Source organism: Pseudomaricurvus alkylphenolicus, assembly GCF_011683955.1.
GTDB classification, from domain to species: Bacteria; Pseudomonadota; Gammaproteobacteria; order Pseudomonadales; family Cellvibrionaceae; genus Pseudomaricurvus; species Pseudomaricurvus alkylphenolicus.
The window spans coordinates 10,991-31,561 of the sequence record NZ_JAAQPI010000007.1 but is presented as its reverse complement, the minus strand read 5'-3'; the positions used below and the strand labels follow the sequence as shown (position 1 = coordinate 31,561).

Sequence of the window (20,571 nt, the reverse complement as noted above, 5' to 3'; positions counted from 1 at the left end):
CCCATCATATTGTGAATAACTTCCTGAATCACTTTCAGCTGCCCGACCTCGAAATCGGTAGATGTTGTCATCAAGATGGAGAAAAATCGCTCAAATGCCCGTGGGACGGCGGTTTGCGGTTGCTAGCGGCCAGAATCAGGCGTATTCTGGACTGGCGCCTGAGTGGTCTATACTAGGTGGGAATACACGCCATACCAACTCTTACAAAATATTTATGGCATTGCTGCAATTTCAACCCAAATTCCCGAGCCGTTTTTGTCTTGGCGCTCTCCTTCTCCTGTTGCTGAATCTGGCCGCACCGTCGACCTTCGCCACGACCATTCCCGAGGGCAAAGTGCAGATGGTCAATGCCATCATGATGAATATGCGTTGGCCCGGTGAAGAGCGATTTGGTGAATTTATTGTCGGTATGTATGGCCGCGACCCGGAGTTGATGCGGGTTCTGCAGCGAGACCTCGGCAAATACAGTGTCCGGGGCAAGCGGCTGAGAGCTGTACAGTACCAGTCGCTCTACGCCGCACGCGAAGCACACGTGCTGCTGATGAGCAACAGCAAGAACGACCGCCTGTTTGATGCCAACCGCCTGCTGCGCCAGAGCGGCACCTTGATCATTACGGACGATCACGACGACCGCGGCAGCGTCATGATCAACTTTGTCTATCCCTCCTCCAACCGACTCTCCTTTGAACTGAACCGCAGCAATGTGATTTATGAAGGGCTGCAACTTTCGAAAGAAATCCTGCTGTTTGGCGGTACCGAGCTGGATGTGGCCGAGCTCTATCGCGAGACTGAGGCCAAGCTGCAGAAGGTGGTGACCCAGGCTCGCAAACAGCAGGAAAAACTGCGCGCTCAACAGGAGCTGCTGGGCAAGCAGGAGAAAAAGATTGTCGACAAGGAGCGGGAGCTGGGCGCTCTGGAGAAAAACCTGGGTGAGATCCAGTCCAACCTGAACCAGAGTGAGCAGCGGCTGGCCACAAATATTGCAAAATTGTCAGCAAAAGAGGCTCTGCTGCAGGAAAAAGAAGCGATCCTCGCCGAAAAAGAAGCCAGTATCGAGGGCTATTCCCAGAAGATCGAACAAAACCAGACACTGTTGGCGGCGCAGTTGCAGCAACTGCAAATGCAGGAACAGTCCATCGCTGAAAAGAACGCCGTGCTGAATGAGCAGGTCGGGGTCATCCGCAACCAGCAATTCATTCTGGTGGCGGCCGGCGGTGTCATCTTGCTGGTTATTGCATTGGTGAGCCTGATTTATCGAAATTATCGGGCCAAGAACCGCGCTAACCTGATGCTCGAACGCAAGACCCAGGCGCTGCAGGACACCATGGGTGAACTGAGCCGGGCGCAGTCCCAGCTGCTTGAAAGTAAAGCGATGGTGGCGAAACACCTGTCCAGCATTGCTGATTTTGCCCGCAATCTGGACTTTGAAGATAACTACACCCCGCTGGCGCTGGAAGCCAATACCGGTGAGGCCAGTACCGATGAAGAGCTGCAGATCATCGTCGACGGTATCAACAATACCAGCCGTACGCTGATGGAGGATCATAAAAAGCTGGTGCAGGCGGAGCACGAACTCAATGAACTGAACTCGATGCTGGAGCAGAAGGTCAGAAATCGCACCGCTCAGCTGCAAGAGGCCAATGAGAAGCTGGTGCAGCTGACTGAGGCCAAGAGCCAGTTCCTCTCCACCATGAGCCACGAAATCCGCACCCCGCTCAACGGTGTGCTGGGGATGGTGGAGCTGCTCAAGGATACCTCCCTCACCGCTCAACAGGGACGCTATCTGGAAACCATCCACACTTCAGGCGAAGTGCTGCTCAGCGTTATTAACGACATTCTGGACTTCTCCAAGATCGAAGCCGGCAAGATGACCATCGAGAAGGTGGAGTTCGATCTGGAACAGCTGATTTATGGCTGTGCCGACATTTTTGCACTGCGCACCCATGATGACCTGACCTTTGCCACGCACATACCTCCCTCGCTGAATACGCGCCTGAAGGGTGATCCCACCCGCATTCGCCAGGTGGTGCTGAATTTGCTCAGTAACGCGTTCAAATTTACCGAATCCGGCGAGATCCGCCTGTTTGCCGGAGAGGTGGAGTGTGAGAACGGCGAAAGCCGCTTCCACATCAGTGTGAAGGATACGGGTACCGGTCTCTCGCCCGAACAATGCCGCAATATCTTCAGCGCCTTTACCCAGGCGGATACCAGTACCACCCGTCGTTATGGCGGCACCGGTCTGGGGTTGGCGATCAGCCAGCGATTGGCAGCGCTGATGGGTGGGGAGTTGCATGTTAAGAGCAAGTTGGGGCAGGGGTCGACGTTCAGTCTGACGTTGCCCATGGTTGAGGTCGAGGAGGCCACTGAGGTCTTCAGTCAGCCTCTCAAAGGTCACAATCTGTTACTGCTGGATCCCACCGGTGAGCATGAGCTTTTGCTGGAGCACGTGGATGCCTGGGGTATGCATTCCGAGATTACCCGCAATGCAGCCGATACCGTCAGCCGTATGCAAAATCACCCCATGCACCTGATTCTGCTGTCGGAGCAGGTGGGTGATCAAAGCGGGCTTGAGGTGGCGCGCGCGCTGCGTCAGCATGTCAGCTGCCCGCCGTTGATGCTGCTGAGTTCTTCTCCGATGTCACCGCAAATGCTCAAGGACAGCGGGCTCGCCGGTGTTATGGAGACACCACTGGCGCCCAGCCGTCTGCATAATGTCTTGATGCAGCAGTTCCTGAATATTCCCAAAACTGCGGCGGCGAGCGAAGCAACGGTGGCAGACAAGCCCGCCCGTTTCGGTAGCCTGAGAGTTCTGGTGGCCGAAGATAATCAGGTTAACCAGATGGTTATCAAAGGTTTGCTGAAGAAGTTTGGCATTACGCCGGTGATTGCCAACAACGGCATAGAAGCGCTGACCAGTTATGAGGAAAGTCTGGAGACGGTCCCCCACGGTTTCGACATCATCTTGATGGATTGCGAAATGCCGGAGATGGATGGCCTCGAGGCGACTCGCCGGATTCGTGAAATCGAGCATGATAACGCGGAGAATTACACGCCGATCGTGGCGCTCACCGCCCATGCGATGGATGAGCATCGCCAGCAGGTGATTAATGCCGGTATGGATGCCCATCTTGCCAAACCATTGAAGGCCGATGCGCTGGAACAAACCCTGGAGAAATACTGCGAGCGGGCAGATTTTTCCAGCGAATAGCGTTTAATGCCTCTCTTTTCGGGCATTAGCAGCCCGTTTGTTAAATCGTTTTCCTCTAATAAAACCGACTATACTTTAGCCAATTGGGAGCAGCAGCGGCAGGGATTCTTTCTGAACGCATCATCGCGAGGTTCCAGTGATGAATACCGTGACCACGATTGTCGATACTTCGCATACGGATCAGCATACGCTGGATCGTGCTTTTGATTTGGCGCTTCACCAGGGGGCGACCTTGCATCTCCATGGCCTGAGCTGCGGTTACAGCGAAAAGAGCGGTGGCAATGGCAAGGAACTGTTGATGATGGACAGCCAATTGTCGGATATCAAACATCGCGCCCAGGAGTTGGGTATCACCACCACAACGTCGCAAAGTCATGGCCACTTGTGGGAGTCGGCGTTTCTGGCAATCCTGAAGAATCAGGAAAATCCGGTGGTGGTGACGAGTTATCCGGACCGGCATTTGTGGCAGCAGTGGTTGCCCTCGGCGGTGATTAACAAGTTTATTTTTCAGTTCCCCTGTGATGTGTTGATGGTAAAAGAGCGTGAGCATTGGCAGCAGCACCGTGCGTTGATGTTGATGGGGCCGGAGTTGAGCGATAACGGCAAGCACAAAGACGATAATGTAATGGATGTGATTCAGCGCACGGCGGCCTGCGGCAAGCAGCTGGAGTCTTTTGGACTGGAGGTGTTTTATCTCTGTGTGTATCCGGAGTCCCAAAAGATGGAAGGGGCGGATAAGTTGCAGGATTCGGATGCGGTGCGAGCGACGCATATGATGTTTCGGTGGGGTGAGCCGGAGAAGGTGGTGCCGGAGTTGATTGACGAATGGGATATTGATTTATTGGCGGTGGATATTATTAAGGCGAAGGCTTTGGGCAAGCGCGAGGGGGCTTATATTCATCGGCTTGGGCAAAAGATTAATTGCGATATCATGGCTGCGCATTGACAACAGCAATCTGGTCTTGAAATTCCATGACCGGAATTTAATCGTAATCTTATGATCGGGATGTAATCCCGAAAACTCTCGTAGGGTGGATTAGGCGCTTGCGCCGTAATCCACCGTTTAGATGTTCAGGTTCTGTAAAATTTTCATCGTGAATGGGCTTTTAGTCCCGTGCCTCAACGGGCGGTCGGGGTGTTGTTTTCGGCGCTGATCGGCGGCCCTCCGGGCTGCCCTCAGTCCCCAAAAAGCCCGGCAAAAAACGCCGGTCTTTTTGACTCCATCGGCGCTCGCTCTTTACGCTCCGAAAACAACACCCCGACCACCCTTTACACCGAGGTATGCGCAGTCTTGTGCCTTAATGGTTTACATCGCTTCTTTGTAAAGTGAGCGCTTGGGCTCAGCAAACACTTTTTCGATCATAGGTATAAAAAATTCCAACGGCTCGCTGTCGTAGTCGGGGTCAAAACTGTTTTGGTCGTAGCGGTGGCAAAATTCGGCGCAGGCCTGATAGTAGGGACTGTCTTTGAAGGCGTCGCGGCCATTGCGGTCGAGGCCGAGGTAGTGGAAGAAGTAGTAGCCCTGGAAGATGCCGTGGTGTTTGATGATCCAGTGGTTTTCTTCGCTGACGTAGGGCTGCAGCAGGACGGCGGCGACGTCGGCGTGGTTGGTGGGGCCGAGGGTGTCGCCAATGTCGTGCAGTAGTGCGCAAACCACGTATTCTTCGTCACGGCCATCGCGGTGGGCACGGGTGGCGGTCTGGAGGCAGTGTTCGAGGCGGTCGACGGGAAAACCACCAAAGTCGCCTTTGAGCAGCATCAGGTGGTCGATAATACGTTTGGGCAGTTCTTGAGCGAAGGCAAAGTATTGCTCGCCGATGATGGCCCAGTCTTCCTGAGTCCCTTCTGTCATTTGCTTGAATTTGGCTCTCGGGGCCGCTGCGTCTGTGCTCATATTGATGTTCTCCAGGCTGCCTGAGTTGTTGGAAATAGGCTATTGGGTGTTGAATTGTTGTTTTCAGCTTAGCTCAACATCGATATGCCAACTGTCGCCTAGGTAACAATTTAGACAGTGGCCAACATACAGCCAATCACCCATCTGGATTGCGAGCCGCTGAACTCGGTGCCGTCGGTTGTCAATCGGATGAGGATGTCTGCACGCGGCTACCACTGCATTGTCAGCATTTGTCTCAGGGGTTGCCGGGTCTTTTTATATGATTTATTGTCAAATCTGACAAGTATCAGGAAAGACCATGGGCAGACCCAGTGTAAAAGCCGAGCGCACCGAAGAAATATTGAATGCCTTTGAGCGCTGTGTGGCGCGTTATGGGGTAGAGGGGACGTCGTTGGAGCGCATTGCGGAAGAGTCGGGATTGCGGCGCAGCCTGCTGCGCTATTACATCGGCAACCGCGACGAGATGGTGGAGGCGTTGGCTGATCGATTTATTGCCAGGACCGAAGGGTATTTTCGAGAGTTGGAAGCCGAGCTTCCCGAAGAAAATCGCATAGGAGCCATGATCGATCACTGGTTTACTCCCTATGAACCGGAAGATTCCACGACACTGGTGGCCGAAGCCCTGATCGCCAGTGCTGAACGCTATCCGGTTGTGCAGGGGAAGCTTCGTGATTGGTACGACCGGCTGGTAGGCTACTTTGCGGCGGCAATATCTGCGGATTATCCGGATGTTGACAAGGATCGCTGTTGGATGGTGGCCTTGGGGATCGTCAGTATCTTTTTTAACCACGACTCTATGGGCTCATTGGGCTTACCCAGTCGTTACGGGAAGGCGTCGGCTGAAGCAGCCCGATTGCTGGCATCAACGTTAGGTTAAGCGCTTAGAGGGGCAAATTTCGTTAGCATGCCAAGGCCTGCCAAACGACCGAATTTTAGTGGTCCCAAAAAAAGAAAAGCCCCGATAAACGGAGCCTAAGCAAGAGGAGAGCAAGAGAAAACACCATCTCTTGCATACTCTGACTGGGGTCATCCCAAAAGGTTCCCAAAATTCTCACAAATTTATCACTTTTTTCTGGCTGAGCTCTGGAGATGCTCGTCGCGGCTTGCGAGTTTGGCGAAGAACGCGGATTTTATCTGCAATTTATCCGAATATTGATGTTTTCGGCAAATTTGGTGGCAGAATAGACACTGCTTCCCTGTAAGGCAAAAGTACCGCCAATCGACATCGGTCTCGCGATCAATCGCACTGGGCTCTCTTTCTGCAAGCGGGCCGATTTCCACGATGCCGGCGTTGATAAAAGCAATCTCCAGATCGGGATAATCGTTTCTCAATGTCAGCGAAGACACAAATTGTCCGAATTGGTCTTTTTTCAGGCTGAAAGGGTCAAGTATTCCTACAGGCCTGAGGTAAAATGAGCCCGAACAGAGTAGATGTTGATGAAGATAAACCAGGTTTTTTACTGGGTTAAAGATTCAAACATGGCCGGAGCTTCTCTCACTCGCCCAGCGGCCACAGGTGAAAGCCTCTCACCTGTTGCAGCGCCAAAAAATGTCGGGCAATGGCGCTGAAGTTAGAGGTTTCTTTGGTATGGATGATCATCTGATAGGCGATGACCTTGCCCTCACTCTCCAGCTTATGAGAAAAACTGCTGACGGTGGCTTGATACTCCCGAACCATGGATTCGACTTGATTGGGGGACAGGCTCTCATCGCGATTGAAGCTGACCGTCAGTCGCGCATACTGGCGTGTCGGCATCATGTCGATCATGCGATTAAAGACTGTCAGAGTGACCAGAACCAGCACCGTGCACCATGCGGCGGCCAGATAAAATCCTGCCCCCACCACTATGCCTATGGCGGATGTGATCCAAATGGAGGCCGCGGTTGTCAGTCCCCGTACGATCATTTTGTCTTGCATGATGACACCGGCACCGAGGAAGCCGATGCCGGTCATGATTCCCTGGGCCATGCGGGTGGGGTCCACCCGAACGCTCTCTGCGTGTTTGCTGGGAATCATCTCCCATTGAAAATCCATGAGCAGCATCAGCAATGCCGACGCCAGGCAAACCAATATATGTGTACGAAATCCCGCAGCGCGCCCCCGGTAGGCGCGATCCAAACCAATCAGGCCGCCAATCAGAACCGCAATCAACAAACGCAGAATCGGTTCAGTCACCACGTTCTCGTACAAACTTCCCCCTGATAAGCCGCAGACCTGTCTTAAGTATAGGCAGAAATGATAAATACGCGTGTTAGAATAGTGGCTATGATTACCAGCCGTACCCGCCTTGACCGATACCTGAGTTCACAACTCAAGATCAATCGTCGTGATGTTCGACTGATGCTGGCCCAAGCCCGTGTTCGAGTGGATCAACAGCCGGCAACGGAGATTCACCAGGTCATCGATCGATTCTCGCGAGTTGAAGTGGATGGTGAGTTATTATCCGCGGCTCGGCCTGTCTACATCATGCTCAATAAACCGGCGGGTATTGTCAGCGCCACTAGCGATGAACAACATCGAACGGTGCTTGAGTTGTTGCCAAAACACCTGCGTGAGAATCTGCATCTGGTGGGGCGTCTGGACTATAACAGCACGGGGTTGGTTCTGCTGACGAACGATGGTCAGTGGTCAAGAACGCTGACATTGCCGGAAACCAAGGTCTCCAAACGCTACCGGGTGCACATGGCCAAGCCCATCACCGAACACTGTGTAAGGGCATTTGCCGAAGGAATGTATTTCCCTTACGAAGGCATTACCACCCGTCCGGCAAAGTTGAGCATTCTGTCTTCACACGAGGCCGAGGTCATTCTGGAAGAGGGGCGATATCATCAGATAAAACGCATGTTTGGTCGCTTTCAGAATGAAGTATTGGAATTGCATCGCGAGGCTGTTGGAGCTATAGAGCTTGACCCGGGTCTCAGTGCGGGACAATGGCGGTTTCTGAACGAGGACGAAATAAGGATGCCAGGTATTTTGATGCTTAAACCGGGTGCCTCCCTGACGACAACGTGAACTCCGAATTCATGCTACAGCGTTTCTGCCAATACCCTTTGTGGCCGAAAGCGGTAAAACAGCATGGCGGCCACCAGCAGTGTCAGCGCTTCGGCACCGGTCAGTGCCAGCAGGAAAGGCCAGTTTGGCAGCCACTGAGTCAGTATTGCCAACAGCAGCAGAGGCAAAGCCAGACTGCGCAAAGTGGCGACACTGGCTGAGGCTACCGAATGGTGGATGGAGGTGAGGTAGGCGGAGACCACCACGTTAAGGCCGTTAAACACGAATACGGGCCAGAGCACCTGGATAAAGTCTTCGGCGATGCTGACCAGCCTGGTATCTCCGTCAGTGACAAACAGACTCACCATTTGTGTGCCCTGGCTTAGAAGCAGCACGATAAAGATCACCGCGTTGATGATCACCGTGGTCGTAGCGATGGCCAGAAATTGCTGCATGCGCTGGGCGTTGCGTGCGCCAAAGCATTGGCTGCAGACGGCCTGCAAAGCGTCCGCTACGCTAAAGGCCAGCAGCAAACCAATAAACAGGCTGTAGCTGACCACGGTAAAAGCGGCCACGCCATCAACCCCCAAGCGTTGAATGATCACCAGGTTGAGGATAAAGGTAACCACGCCGGCGGATATCTCATTAATAAATTCCGACAGACCATTAAAGCAGGCGCGTCCAAGCTCTATCCAGCGAGACTGGCGCCAGTAAAAGCGCATCCAGCGACCGGGTTTGAACAGGTAGAACAACAGGGTAAGGATAGTGATCACGCTCGAAAGTCCCGTGGCCATAGCAGCGCCTCTCAGCCCCAGCCCCCAAACGCCGATCAACAGCCAGTCCAGCACCAGGTTGGCTGCGGCGCCCACGATCAGGCCCGCCGAGGCGAGGCTGGGGTAGCCGGCAATACGCACGAAAAAGTAATAGGTCACCGTCAGCAGCTGGGCGGGCAGAAACCAGATCAGGGTTTCAAAGTACTCCGCCATCAGCGGAAACAGCTCAGGGCCGGCTCCCAGCAGGGCGTAGAGGTGTTCAGCGGCATAGAGCCCCAGCGCCAGCAGCAGGGAGGCATAGGTGAGGGTGGCCATCAGCGTTTTACTGAAGATATTGCTGGCGCCGCGATGGTCCTTCTCGCCCACGCATTTGCCGGCGGCCACAGAGCCTCCTACCGCCATCATAAAGGCCATGCCAAAGGTAATGGAGAACACCGGGATGATCAGGTTGATGGCCGCCAGCGCCTCACTGCCCTCGTAGCGCCCTACAAAGATGCCGTCCACCACGGAGGCCGTAGACATGGCCAGCAGCCCCAGAGCGGATGGGATGGCGTAGCGCAGGAAGCTCTGGAAAGGGGCGCCCTGCAGGGCGTGATTGGTGCTGTCAGACATGGGGACCTCGATAATTGTCAGAATTGACAATATAGGCGAGTGGGGGCAATTTCAAGGGCTGTGAGGACTTCCGGTCCTCAGATCGCCATTCCCTGGCACTCAATCAGTCTAATAGCTCACTCTGCGGATCTCTGCCCCGAATACTCCTCATGATTACAAAACTCCAACAAAACTCTAAAAAACCTCCCACAAAGCACTGATCTGTTGGAGGAGCACTCGGTGCTAGCATGGTTTCAACCAAATCGATTTACGAATGAACCCCTAATCAATAGAGGCTGGAATTCGCATGAAATATATCGTCTTTACGCTGATTATCTTTTTCACTCCAATGATGGCCAGTGCAGATAATGAATCAATCTACGACCCATCCAACGGCACGCTATATATCCCAAGCTTGCATATTGAGGGCGACCCGCCGGATGTAATCTATTCCGTAGACATGATCAATCAAGGCGACTATGTCTTCACGGCCATCGATGTTGCTGAATATGAAGGTGCGGAGCTTATCGATAAAAACATCGCCATCTATGATCCCCAAGCAGATACTCTGCACATACCCAAACTGGTCATAGAGGGAGGAGATAAGGATGAGGCCTACGTCGTTGATCTCATAGAGGAGAGAGACGATCAGTTCTCACTGTCTGCAATTGTAGACTACGTCGAATCCGATTCCGTCGCCGGTGACGATGACGCTAATGTAGATCAGCGCCAAGATCAGCCTGCCCAGCTGCTTTCTTCGGGAAACTGGACAGACGAAAGCATCTGGGTAAACGGTGCCTTACCGACTGACGGTGCGGAGATAATCATTCCCTCTGGCATAACCTTGACCGTTGATGGTGAAATTCCAAGCCGGTTAAAGCGTATTACCATCGACGGCAATTTGCGATTTTCGACGAAGGTTAATACCCAACTTACCGTTGACACATTGATAAGCAACCATCATGGTCGGCTTGAGATCGGAAGTGAAGATCAACCCGTTGATAATGACGTGAGCGCTCGAATTATTTTTGCTGATTTTGGCCCCATTGATCGAAATGTTGATCCGCAGCAACTCTATCGTGGAGCCGTCTTGATGGGGCCGGTAGAAATCTGGGGTGCGGAAAAGACCTCTTGGTTGGAGCTGGCCAGGCATCCACAAAGAAATGAAATGGAATTGTTGCTATCTTCAGAGCCCATCGGATGGCGAGTGGGTGACAGATTGGTCGTAGCCGCCACCGATGTGGATGATCCTTCGAGTGACGAAGTGGTCACGATTGCTGCCATAGAAGGAAATGTGGTTTATTTATCCAGCCCTTTGCAAAAAGATCATGTCGCGTTTAGAAATGATCTGGCGGTTCATGTGGCTAATTTGACCCGCAACGTAGAGTTCCTCTCTGAAAATGCCGATATAAAGCATCGTGGACACGTTATGTTTATGCATAACCTGAACGTCGATGTGAATCACGCCAGGTTTTTCCAGCTGGGCAGAACGGATAAGACGATCCCCATCGATGACTATACCTGGTCCGGGGAGGAGCTTGTTAGAGAACAACTGGAAGGGAACAATATTCGAGGTCGTTACTCGATACATTTTCATCGAGGTGGAACAGGCTTGGACTCAATACCCGCCAGAGTTCGTGGATCGGTGGTCGAGGACAATCCCGGCTGGGCTTATGTGAATCATTCCAGCAATGTCGACTTTGTCGATAATGTTTCTTATAACGTTGTTGGAGGGGCTTATCAAACGGAGGCCGGCGATGAAAGGGGCTCGTTTATAGGCAACATCGCTTTACGTACCATCAACCCCAAAGATCCTCTCAATTGCGATTGTATTGAAGCCGTCGTTGATGTCAGAGAAGATCGTCAGGACTTTGCGTTTCAAGGTGACGGCTTCTGGCTGCATGGCGGTATGCCGAGAATGGAAGGCAATGTTGTTGCAGGGGCTTCCGGGCACGCTTATATCTATTGGACGGAAGGTCTCATTGAAACCTTAGATGGAGAAACCGGATTAACAAAAATCGACGTCGCGCAATTCCCTAATAGCCATCTATTGGATACCAACGGGAAAATCGACGTTTGGTATATGCCCATATCTTCCTTCAAAAACAATAAAGCCTACAATACCACCAAAGGACTGGAGGTGTTCTATTTGCATGCGCACCACAATTTCACGGTTGAGCAGCAGTGGGTAACCGAGGAGTATGTTGAGCAGCTGGGGTCTACTTTCGAAGATCTTACGATCTGGAATGTCAAAAAGTATGGCGTGGGTTTTCATTCTTCCGAAGGCGTTGAACTTAAGAATGTTCGTTTGGTGGGCGATGGTGACGTCAACAAGATTGGTGTAGATGCCGGGCATTTTCACAATCTGGTATCCTGGAAGTTTGAAAATTTCGAAATCGAAGGATTTGGCCTCGGCATGGATGTCCCAACCCAAGGTGATGTCCTTGTTCAAGGCGGAAGGTTCAGCAATAAAATCAACTTCCGTATCGAAAATCCACAACTGGCGCCTCGCAACCTGTTGTTCAGAGATATTCAACTGTCCGATTCATTCTTATCTTCCATTGCCGATGTGGTTAACTTCAGTCTGGAGCCAGACTTTACACTGAATGCCAAAATTCTCAATGGTGAGGAGCGGGGGAGTTCAGCCAAGCATCCGTTGTTCTTCCTAATGCCAGACCGCATCACATTTGACTTTGAAGGTTATCGCGACCTCGGTGTCTATTTCGATCAACAGGTTCCAGATTTTGTACCAATGCCAGAGGAAAACTCCATCTATAAAGGGCACCAGGTGCCGTTGGAGTTTGTGAACAAAAGCAATCAGCAACTCCTTGGGGAGCATAGACTCTATTTCGGAGGGGCGTTTCTTCCTCACAATGCGATGAGTATTCCTGGCCTTGTTGGCGGTAAGGTAGGCACCAAAGCGCCTCAGCCAACCCTGTTCCCTCCAGAAGAAATGTAAAAGTACAAAGTTATTACCCGTCTCTCGGGCGGGTAGGCTTGAATTTCCCCGTATAAATTCTGCGATACTCCCGATGTGGGGACTTGTTCCAAAACGACATTGAATCAATGCGCTTATAGCTGATGATGACCGTTTGGGGTAAGCAAAAGTACTTTTTTGAACATTCCGTATCCCGGCAAACCCTCTCAGAATCAAATTCGATGAATCGAGAGGGGTACTCGAATGTCTGATTCCCGAACGTTCGGTTTGGACGGTGTAGGTACGACACCCGGTGTTGCGGATATCCGTGTCTCCCCAGACGACATTCAGCGCTTTGTTCGTGATTCTGCAGCGATGCTCTTCATGGGCAAACGTTTGAATGCGCTGAATGGGCAGATCGCCCGGCGTTACACATTGTAAAAGAGGAGACAACGATGTCGGTACTACTGGTCGAAAACCGTGATGGCGCACTCTGGGTCACCTTTAATCGTCCCGAGGCTTTCAACAGCTTCTGCCCGGAAATGATGTGCGCCATCATGGATATGTGGGAAATGGCGGAGAGAGATGACAGTGTCAAGCTGGTGGTGTTGACCGGTGCAGGTGACAAAGCCTTTTCCTCGGGTGGCGATCTTAAACTCACCATTCCCTTACTCACGGGGGCTCGTCAGCCCGAGAACGAATTTGATCACCGGTATATGGATACCCCCGATTGGCCCTACCATGTGTTTCAGCGAAATCGCACCTTTTCAAAACCCGTGATTGCTGCGATTAATGGAGCAGCCATGGCAGGTGGTATCGAAATGATGCTGGCAACGGACATTCGTATCGCCGCTTCTAATGCAACTTTCGCACTTTCAGAAGTGAAGGTGGGCGTGATTGCCGCCGGGGGTTCAACTTCTCGCTTACCCAGACAATTACCATGGTGCCACGCCATGAAATTCCTCTTGACCGGCGAGACCATTAACGCCGAGCGCGCCCTGGAGATGGGGCTGATCAATACGGTGGTAGAACCGCAGGATCTTTACGATGAAGTCGAACGTCTAGTGGATCAACTTAAGCGAAACGCCCCACTGTCTATGCAGGCCATCAAACGCACAGCCCTTGCTACCAGCGGCATGACTTTGGAAGAGGCTTTTGCTCTGGAAGACGAGGAGGGCGCAGCGGTGTTTCGCACACAGGATGCGCTGGAAGGCCCCAGAGCTTTTGCCGAAAAACGTCAACCCAAGTATGTGGGGCGATAACCGTGAAATACAACTTTTGCATTTTGGAAAACGACAACTTGAGTCTGCTGCACTTGTGGACATCGCTCAAAGGCGAGGCCACGCCCTGCTGGACAAACTACCGGGACTCGGTAGAGGAGCACTTGCGGCAGATCGAGTTGGTACAACGCAAGGTCGTGTTTCTGGAAACGGCACGATTGGGTGACTATCGAGAACTGGCAGCGCGGGGAGACATGACCATCGTTTGCATGGACCCAATGACCGAGCCAGTGAAGAATGTTGTTTGCTTTTGGGATCTGCTTGAAGACTATTATGAACTCTCATTGTTTGACCGGCAGCCCTATGGAATATTGCTTCTCCTGTGGTCGAAATGGTTATTCTGATGTTGCAGAAGAAATTCAGTGAGTTTCAAGAGGGGGGTGATTTCGAACGGCAGCACATCACGTGACTATTGTTGCATCTTGAGCCCGGGTGTATCGTAGCTGCCGGACAGAAAATTGTGTAGGAGCGGTACCAATGAGCAATTTACCCTTGATGGACGGCATTACTCTGATCGACAGCGGTATGATTCGTGAGGGCCTGGCGGCGTGCTACGCGCTGGAGCGCGATGGACGTATTGCGATTATCGAGACCGGCACACGCAACTCGGTGCCTCGTATTCTGGCCTGGCTGGCGGATAATAGCTACGGCCGTGATCAGGTGGATTATGTGATCGCAACTCATGTGCATTTGGATCACGCCGGTGGTGTGGGGTTGTTGATGCAGGAGATTGAGGGGGCAACTTTGGTGATTCATCCCCGTGGGGCTCGGCATATGGCGCAGCCGGCTAAATTGCAGGCGGGGGCGACGGCAGTCTATGGCGAGGAGGCCTATCAGCAGATGTACGGGGATTTGATCCCGGTGTCGGAGGATCGGATGCATATCGCTGAGGATGGTTCCACTTTAACGCTGGGCGCTTCGACGCTGACGTTTTTGGATACTCCGGGCCACGCCAATCATCATTTTTGTGTGCATGAGTCCGTGAGTAATGGCTTTTTTACGGGGGATACGTTCGGGATTGCTTACCGTGAGTTGTTGGTGGCGGGGCGGCCTTTTATTTTCCCGTCCTCAACGCCGGTGCAGTTTAATCCTGAGGCGCTGAAGGCTTCCATTCAGCGAATGTTGGAGTTTGGTACCGAGCGCATGTTTCTAACGCACTATGGGATGGTGGAGGAGCCCGCCGCTTTGGCATTGGAGCTTTATGAGCAGATTGATGGTTATGTGGCGATCTGTGATGAGGTTTTAGCGCAGATGCCTGAGGCGGGGTTTGAGCGGGGGGCGTTGATTCAGGAGCGGCTGACGGAGTTTACGCTGGCTCGGGCGTTGGCGCATGGGTGTGAGGAGGCGACTGCGCGGGAGCATATTGCGTTTGATATGGGGTTGAATGCGCAGGGGTTGGAGGTTTGGTTGGCTGGCCGGTCTTAGGTTGGGTGCCACAGATCAAGGGACCGGACTCCTTGATTTTATCCCTCACTATTGAGGCGGCCCAGGGCGAAGTAAGGCTTCCGGTTGGGTGCCTCAAGCGGCAGTCAGGGTGTTGTTTTCGGCGCCCTCTTTAATGCTCCGAAAACAACACCCTGACCGCCTTTTACACCGTAGTTCATCAATATCTGTGCCTCAGAATCAAGGATCTGACCCCTTGAATTCCGTCACGTCGGCACTGAGAGTCGCTGGGTGAGATTTACTTTCGTGTAATCAATTCTACAAAGTTACAAGGCCGGGTTCGGTTATCCAACTGCGGCTGAATAATCTGTTCCCAACCGGTCTTGCAGGCGTTGTTGGAGCCCGGCAGGCAGAAGATGACGGTGCCGTTGGCCAGCCCTCCAATGCAGCGAGACTGGATGGTGGAGCTGCCAATTTGTTCGTGGGAGACCTGGCGGAAAAGTTCTCCAAATCCATCGATGACTTTGTCGAACAGGGGCAGCATGGCCTCCGGGGTGCTGTCGCGGCCGGAGAAGCCGGTGCCACCGGTGATGACAATGGCGCTAATCTCGGGGTCCGCAATCCAGCGGGAGGTGACGGCGCGAATCTGGTAGATGTCGTCTTTGACGATGCAGTGGTCGTAGTCTTTGTGGCCCGCTTCTACCAGCGCGCACCGCAACAGTTGGCCGGAGGTGTCGGTGTCTTCAGTGCGGGTGTCGGAGACGGTCAGCACCGCCAGGTTGAGGGAGATAAATTCTGGGTTGGGGTTGGCGTGTCCCATGGTTTGGTCTCTTAATGTCTGGATATTGGGTACTAGCTATTCGGCAGCGTCAGGCCACAGTAGTCGGCGATAAAGCGGCCGATGGCGGCGATGTCGTTGAGCGGCAGCAGTGGGCCGTCGCAGCCATAGTCAGCCGGGTCGATGGTTTCGTCACTGGCGACCGCAACGATCGGTTGGGCTTCTTGGCTCAGTCGTTCGGTGTTGTTGGCGGGGCGTACTACTTGGATTTTGGGCTGATCGCCCATTTTAAAGCCTTCCACCAGCACTAAGTCAGTGGGCGCTAACTGCGGCAGTAGGTCTTGCAGTTCGGGCTCTCGGTCTTGCCTCAGCTCGTTCATCAGGGCCCAGCGGCTGCTGGAGGCGAGCAGCACTTGTTGGGCGCCTGCCTCGCGGTGCTTGTAACTGTCGGTGCCGGGTTTGTCGATGTCGAAATTGCAGTGGGCATGTTTGATGGTGGAGACCTTGAGCCCCTGCTCGGTGAACCAGGTAACCAGTTCGCTGACAAGGGTAGTCTTGCCGCTGTTCTTCCAACCGGTGATGCCGAATACGGCCCGGTGGGGGGAGATGTCTATGCTCATGGAGGTAGATTCCGTTGGCGGTTAACCGCCAGTGGTGTTCATAAAGCGTACGATCTGGGGGGCATCGTCTTCGTAGAAGTAATGTTTTTCGGGCTTGTTGCTCATGGCGTCGACAATGGTCTGCTTAAGCCTTTCGCGATCTCCGGGGTGGCGGCGGATCACGGCTTTAAGATCTACAGAATTTTCGTTGCCCAGGCACAGCAGCAGCTTGCCTTCGGCAGTGACCCGCACGCGGTTGCAGCTGGAGCAGAAATTGTCGCTGTGGGGGGAGATAAAGCCAATCTGGGAGTCTGATCCGGCCACTTGCCAGTAGCGGGAGGGGCCGCCGGTCTGGTAGTCACTGGGGGTGAGGCTGTGCTGTGTGGCAATCAACTCGCGCAATTCGGCGCTGGAGCAGAATTCGTCTTCGCGGCCGTGGTGGGTGACCTCACCCAGGGGCATTTCTTCGATAAAGCTGATGTCCAGCTGGTGGTCGAGCGCGTAGTTGACCAGCGGCAGCACCTGGTCGAGGTTGCGGTTGCGCAGAATCACGGCATTGAGCTTGATGCGTTCTATGCCGGCGGCCTTGGCGTCTTCGATGCCCTGGAGCACGTCTTCCATCTTGCCGAAACGGGTCAGTTCGGTGAATTGGGCGCTGTCGAGGGTGTCCAGGCTGACGTTGATGCGCTTAACCCCTGCGGCGGCCAGCTCTGGAGCAAAGCGGCTGAGCCGAGAGCCATTGGTGGTGAGGGTAAGTTCTCTTAGGCTGTCGACGGCGCCGACTTCGCTAAACAGAGTCTGGATGCCATTGCGAACCAGGGGTTCGCCACCGGTGATGCGGATCTTGGTCACCCCAAGTTCGGCGAAGGCCTGGCAGATTTCGATGCTTTCTTCGAGGCTCAGTACCTGGGCTCGGGGCAGGAATACCATGTCCTCCGCCATGCAGTAGACGCAGCGATAATCGCAGCGATCCGTGACGGAAAGGCGGAGGTAGGTGATCTGGCGGCCAAAGGCATCAGTAAGTCTGGTCGAAGTCATAGTAGCTATTCTGCCGCAAATAGAGGCTCAAGTGTACCACGGTTCCAAATTGGTACTCATGATTTCTGTGTTTGTGGATAAATTGAATGCCAGCATAACCCGGTTTACGGGGCGAGGACATTGGCCAAACAGGAGGCAGGCCGGGGCAGGAGGGGGTATTCCAACTGCCCCAGAAGAGGTACTTATGGTTTAGAGACTATAGGCGAGAGATTCGTCCAGAATTTCCTGCAATTCCGGTACGCAGCTGCCGCAGCCGGTGCCAGCCCCGGTACACTCACTGATTTGGCTGACGGATTCCAGGTCACCTTCGCGAATGGCCTGTTCAATGGTGTTGCGGCCTACTTGTTTGCAGGCGCACACGGTTTTACCCCGGGCCAGTTTGCCTTCGGCGATACCGGTTAGGATGGAGCGCTGCACCATCTCGTTAACGGGCTCATGCAGCAGGTTCTGAACCCAGTCGAGGTCTTGTTCCTGTAGATTGGGGGCCACCAGATAACAGCCCTTGAGCTCAATGCCGTCGATCACCGCAAAGCGGAACTGACCCTTGCTGGGGCTGGCGAAATCGAGCTGTTTGCCTTGGCTGGCCGTCAATCCCAGGCAGTGGGGTTTGAGGCGGGCTTCCAACTGTTTAGGCGTTTCAGAGCTGGCGATCCGGTAGAGGTAGCCACCGGCCACTTTTTGACGTACCCAGTAATCCAGGTCGCTGGTATCGATCACGCCAGGAGACAGTAACAGGGCTTCGCTCTGGTATTCCCAGGGGCCGATGGCCACCGGGGTGAACTTAAACTCGGGTTGGCCGGAGATGGCGTCGGTATCCGGGCTGACCAGTGTGCAAACTCGACCGGCGCTGGCCATAACGCCAGTCCAGTGGATGGGCATAAAAAGCTGGCCTGGATTAACCCGCTCAGAAACATCCACGCGAATACGGGCATAACCCCACTCGTTGGACAGCGCCGCCACCTTGCCATGGGTTAAACCAAATACCTCGGCATCGGCAGGATGCACAGAAACATAGGGCTCCGGCAAGTGGGCTCCAAGACGTGCGGACAGTCCGGTGCGGGTCATGGTATGCCACTGATCGCGGATACGGCCACTGTTGAGGCTCAACGGGTAGTCACTGCTCAGTCGCGACGCCGGCTGCCTATGACGCACGGCTACAAATTGGGCTTTACCGGAGGGTGTGAAAAAGCGACCGTCTGCGAAGAGCCGCTTATGTTCAATCTTCCGATCCATTTGTACCAGCGGCCATTGTTGCGGTGCCATACCGGCGTAATCGCGATGGCTCATGTCGGCGAGCCCCGTCAGGTCCAAATCCCGTTGGGTCTTGCCCGCGACCATCGAGTTATCCAAGCCGGTCATGCGTACGTATTCGTTAAATACATCGCCCTCGTGCAGATAGTCAAAAGCGTGGCCGAAGCCCATGCGCTTGGCCACTTCACTCATGATCCACCAATCGGGTTTGCCCTCACCAGGAGTGGGCAAGAGGCGGCGCTGGCGGCTGATGCGACGCTCAGAATTGGTGACAGTGCCGGATTTTTCGCTCCATCCCTGTGCAGGCAGGAGCACGTCGGCACAGCGGGTGGTGTCAGTGTCGGCAATGCAGTCTGACACCACCACTAAGGGGCAATTGCGGAGCGCACGCTGAATCTTGTCGGCATCCGGCAGGCTGACCACCGGATTGGTGGCCATAATCCAAACCGCTTTGATGCGACCATCCTCAATGGCATCAAACAGATCGATCGCTTTTAAGCCCGATTTGGTCGTCAGTGAGTCGGTCTTCCAGAATTCGCTGACAAGGCCATGGTGGTGCTCGTTATCCAATTCCATATGAGCGGCTAAGGTATTGGCGAGGCCACCCACCTCGCGACCGCCCATGGCATTGGGTTGGCCAGTGAGCGAAAACGGACCGCTGCCGGGCTTGCCGATACGGCCGGTGGCCAGGTGGCAGTTAATGATGCTGTTGACTTTATCCGCGCCACTGGTGGATTGATTAACACCCTGGGAAAAGAGAGTGACCACCTTGTCGGTGCGGGCGTACCAATCGAAGAAGGTCTTGAGATCCTGTTGTTCAACTTCCAGCGTTCTGGCCAGTGTCGCGGGATCACTGCCGTCTTCCATGGCGCACATCAAGGCCTGGTTAAAGCCCTCTGTGTGTTGGCGCACGTAGCTCTCATCCACCTTTTGGCTGGTTGCCAAGTGGCTGAGCAATCCGTTAAACAGGGCTACATCCGTGCCGGGCTTGACCGGCAGATGCAGGTCCGCAATGGCACAGGTATCGGTTGCTCGCGGGTCGATAACAACAATCTTCAACTCAGGGCGCTGCTGTTTGGCAGCCTTCAGGCGCTGAAACAGTACCGGGTGGCACCAAGCCATATTGGAGCCGGTTATCACCACCATATCGGCCTGTTCCAGGTCGCTGTAGCAACCGGGTACCGTATCGCTGCCAAAGGCGCGCTTGTGCCCGGCTACCGTGGAGGACATGCAAAGACGTGAATTGGTGTCGATGTTCCCCGAGCCGATAAAGCCTTTCATTAACTTGTTGGCGACATAATAGTCTTCGGTCAGTAGCTGACCCGAGACGTAAAAGGCCACTGCTTCGGGGCCGTGTTCTTTAATAACGTCTTCAAAACTCTTGGCCACGTGGTCGAGGGCGGTATTCCAGTCGGTACGTACACCGCCTATTTTGGGATGCAGCAGGCGACCGTCGGGAATAACCGTTTCACCCAAAGCCAGACCTTTAGAGCACAAGCGCCCGAAGTTGGCCGGATGCTCGTGATCACCGCGAATCTCCAGCTGGCCGTTGGTTTTGGGGCGGGCTTCGATGCCGCAGCCAACACCGCAATAGGCGCAGGTACTCTTGATCCAGCCGGATGACTTTCCTGAAGTGTTGTCTGAAGTTGCTGACACAATCTGAACTCCGAAAATTCTAAACTGATCTGGGCACAGCAACTATTGGGCCAACAATGAAATTGCATCTCGAATGGCTCCCGTAGCAGCGCGCTCTAAGCGCGACCGGTCGCCCTCGGGCTGCTCACTTATATGCATATACTCAGCACAGTTAACTTATTGGGCCCTGCCCTAACTGGTGCAATATTTTGGTGCAAAATAATAATGTTGC

17 protein-coding genes are annotated in these 20,571 nt (G+C 53.7%); 9 read left to right on the top strand and 8 right to left on the bottom strand.

Going from position 1 to position 20,571, the window contains the following annotated elements; genetic code table 11:
• Positions 1-214 precede the first annotated feature (214 nt).
• Together HBA55_RS17985 and HBA55_RS17980 are read left to right on the top strand one after the other, a co-directional pair.
• Positions 215-3,208 (top strand): YfiR/HmsC family protein, encoded by a 2,994-nt coding sequence (locus HBA55_RS17985; RefSeq protein WP_166994291.1) that lies wholly within the window; start codon positions 215-217, stop codon positions 3,206-3,208.
• 139 nt (positions 3,209-3,347) lie between these two features.
• Positions 3,348-4,154: a universal stress protein gene (locus tag HBA55_RS17980; RefSeq protein WP_166994289.1), complete on the top strand. Its 807-nt coding sequence runs from the start codon at positions 3,348-3,350 to the stop codon at positions 4,152-4,154.
• A gap of 360 nt (positions 4,155-4,514) precedes the next feature.
• On the opposite strand, the gene HBA55_RS17975 is transcribed toward HBA55_RS17980, so the two are convergent.
• Complete coding sequence (locus HBA55_RS17975) at positions 4,515-5,102, bottom strand: HD domain-containing protein (RefSeq protein ID WP_166994287.1); 588 nt, start codon at positions 5,100-5,102, stop codon at positions 4,515-4,517.
• Between the two features lie 298 nt (positions 5,103-5,400).
• Between HBA55_RS17975 and HBA55_RS17970 the strand changes: the two genes are divergently transcribed.
• Positions 5,401-5,979: a TetR/AcrR family transcriptional regulator gene (locus tag HBA55_RS17970; protein ID WP_166994285.1), complete on the top strand. Its 579-nt coding sequence runs from the start codon at positions 5,401-5,403 to the stop codon at positions 5,977-5,979.
• A gap of 185 nt (positions 5,980-6,164) precedes the next feature.
• Here HBA55_RS17970 and HBA55_RS17965 read toward each other — a convergent pair whose 3' ends face one another.
• Both HBA55_RS17965 and HBA55_RS17960 read right to left on the bottom strand, forming a co-directional pair.
• Positions 6,165-6,449, bottom strand: coding sequence for a hypothetical protein (locus tag HBA55_RS17965; RefSeq protein WP_166994283.1), 285 nt, complete (start codon positions 6,447-6,449; stop codon positions 6,165-6,167).
• 148 nt (positions 6,450-6,597) lie between these two features.
• Positions 6,598-7,278 (bottom strand): MgtC/SapB family protein, encoded by a 681-nt coding sequence (locus tag HBA55_RS17960; RefSeq protein WP_206019862.1) that lies wholly within the window; start codon positions 7,276-7,278, stop codon positions 6,598-6,600.
• Positions 7,279-7,368: 90 nt separating this feature from the next.
• Between HBA55_RS17960 and HBA55_RS17955 the strand changes: the two genes are divergently transcribed.
• Positions 7,369-8,115 carry a pseudouridine synthase gene (locus tag HBA55_RS17955; protein ID WP_166994279.1) on the top strand — a complete coding sequence of 249 codons (747 nt, stop codon included), beginning with the start codon at positions 7,369-7,371 and terminating at the stop codon, positions 8,113-8,115.
• Between the two features lie 14 nt (positions 8,116-8,129).
• Here HBA55_RS17955 and HBA55_RS17950 read toward each other — a convergent pair whose 3' ends face one another.
• Positions 8,130-9,479 carry an MATE family efflux transporter gene (locus HBA55_RS17950; RefSeq protein ID WP_166994277.1) on the bottom strand — a complete coding sequence of 450 codons (1,350 nt, stop codon included), beginning with the start codon at positions 9,477-9,479 and terminating at the stop codon, positions 8,130-8,132.
• A 286-nt stretch (positions 9,480-9,765) separates the two neighbouring features.
• Between HBA55_RS17950 and HBA55_RS17945 the strand changes: the two genes are divergently transcribed.
• The 5 genes from HBA55_RS17945 to HBA55_RS17925 all read left to right on the top strand — a co-directional run bounded on the left by HBA55_RS17945 (position 9,766) and on the right by HBA55_RS17925 (position 15,080).
• The gene (locus HBA55_RS17945; protein ID WP_166994275.1) at positions 9,766-12,417 is read left to right on the top strand and encodes a G8 domain-containing protein; all 2,652 of its coding nucleotides are present in this window, start codon (positions 9,766-9,768) and stop codon (positions 12,415-12,417) included.
• A gap of 222 nt (positions 12,418-12,639) precedes the next feature.
• Positions 12,640-12,816, top strand: a complete 177-nt coding sequence (locus HBA55_RS17940; RefSeq protein ID WP_166994273.1) for a hypothetical protein — start codon at positions 12,640-12,642, stop codon at positions 12,814-12,816.
• A 14-nt stretch (positions 12,817-12,830) separates the two neighbouring features.
• The gene (locus tag HBA55_RS17935) at positions 12,831-13,637 is read left to right on the top strand and encodes an enoyl-CoA hydratase/isomerase family protein (protein WP_166994270.1); all 807 of its coding nucleotides are present in this window, start codon (positions 12,831-12,833) and stop codon (positions 13,635-13,637) included.
• A 2-nt stretch (positions 13,638-13,639) separates the two neighbouring features.
• Entirely contained in the window at positions 13,640-13,999 is a 360-nt protein-coding gene (locus tag HBA55_RS17930) for a hypothetical protein (protein WP_166994266.1), read from the top strand.
• Between the two features lie 133 nt (positions 14,000-14,132).
• Positions 14,133-15,080: an MBL fold metallo-hydrolase gene (locus HBA55_RS17925; protein WP_166994264.1), complete on the top strand. Its 948-nt coding sequence runs from the start codon at positions 14,133-14,135 to the stop codon at positions 15,078-15,080.
• A gap of 256 nt (positions 15,081-15,336) precedes the next feature.
• Here HBA55_RS17925 and moaB read toward each other — a convergent pair whose 3' ends face one another.
• From moaB to HBA55_RS17905, 4 genes are all read right to left on the bottom strand, one after another.
• Positions 15,337-15,858 carry a molybdenum cofactor biosynthesis protein B gene (moaB, locus tag HBA55_RS17920; RefSeq protein ID WP_166994262.1) on the bottom strand — a complete coding sequence of 174 codons (522 nt, stop codon included), beginning with the start codon at positions 15,856-15,858 and terminating at the stop codon, positions 15,337-15,339.
• Positions 15,859-15,890: 32 nt separating this feature from the next.
• Positions 15,891-16,436, bottom strand: coding sequence for a molybdopterin-guanine dinucleotide biosynthesis protein B (gene mobB, locus HBA55_RS17915; RefSeq protein ID WP_166994260.1), 546 nt, complete (start codon positions 16,434-16,436; stop codon positions 15,891-15,893).
• Between the two features lie 21 nt (positions 16,437-16,457).
• Positions 16,458-17,453: a GTP 3',8-cyclase MoaA gene (gene moaA / locus HBA55_RS17910; protein WP_166994258.1), complete on the bottom strand. Its 996-nt coding sequence runs from the start codon at positions 17,451-17,453 to the stop codon at positions 16,458-16,460.
• A 189-nt stretch (positions 17,454-17,642) separates the two neighbouring features.
• A complete protein-coding gene (locus tag HBA55_RS17905; RefSeq protein WP_166994256.1) occupies positions 17,643-20,360 on the bottom strand; it encodes a molybdopterin-dependent oxidoreductase in 2,718 nt (905 codons plus the stop codon).
• Positions 20,361-20,571 lie beyond the last annotated feature (211 nt).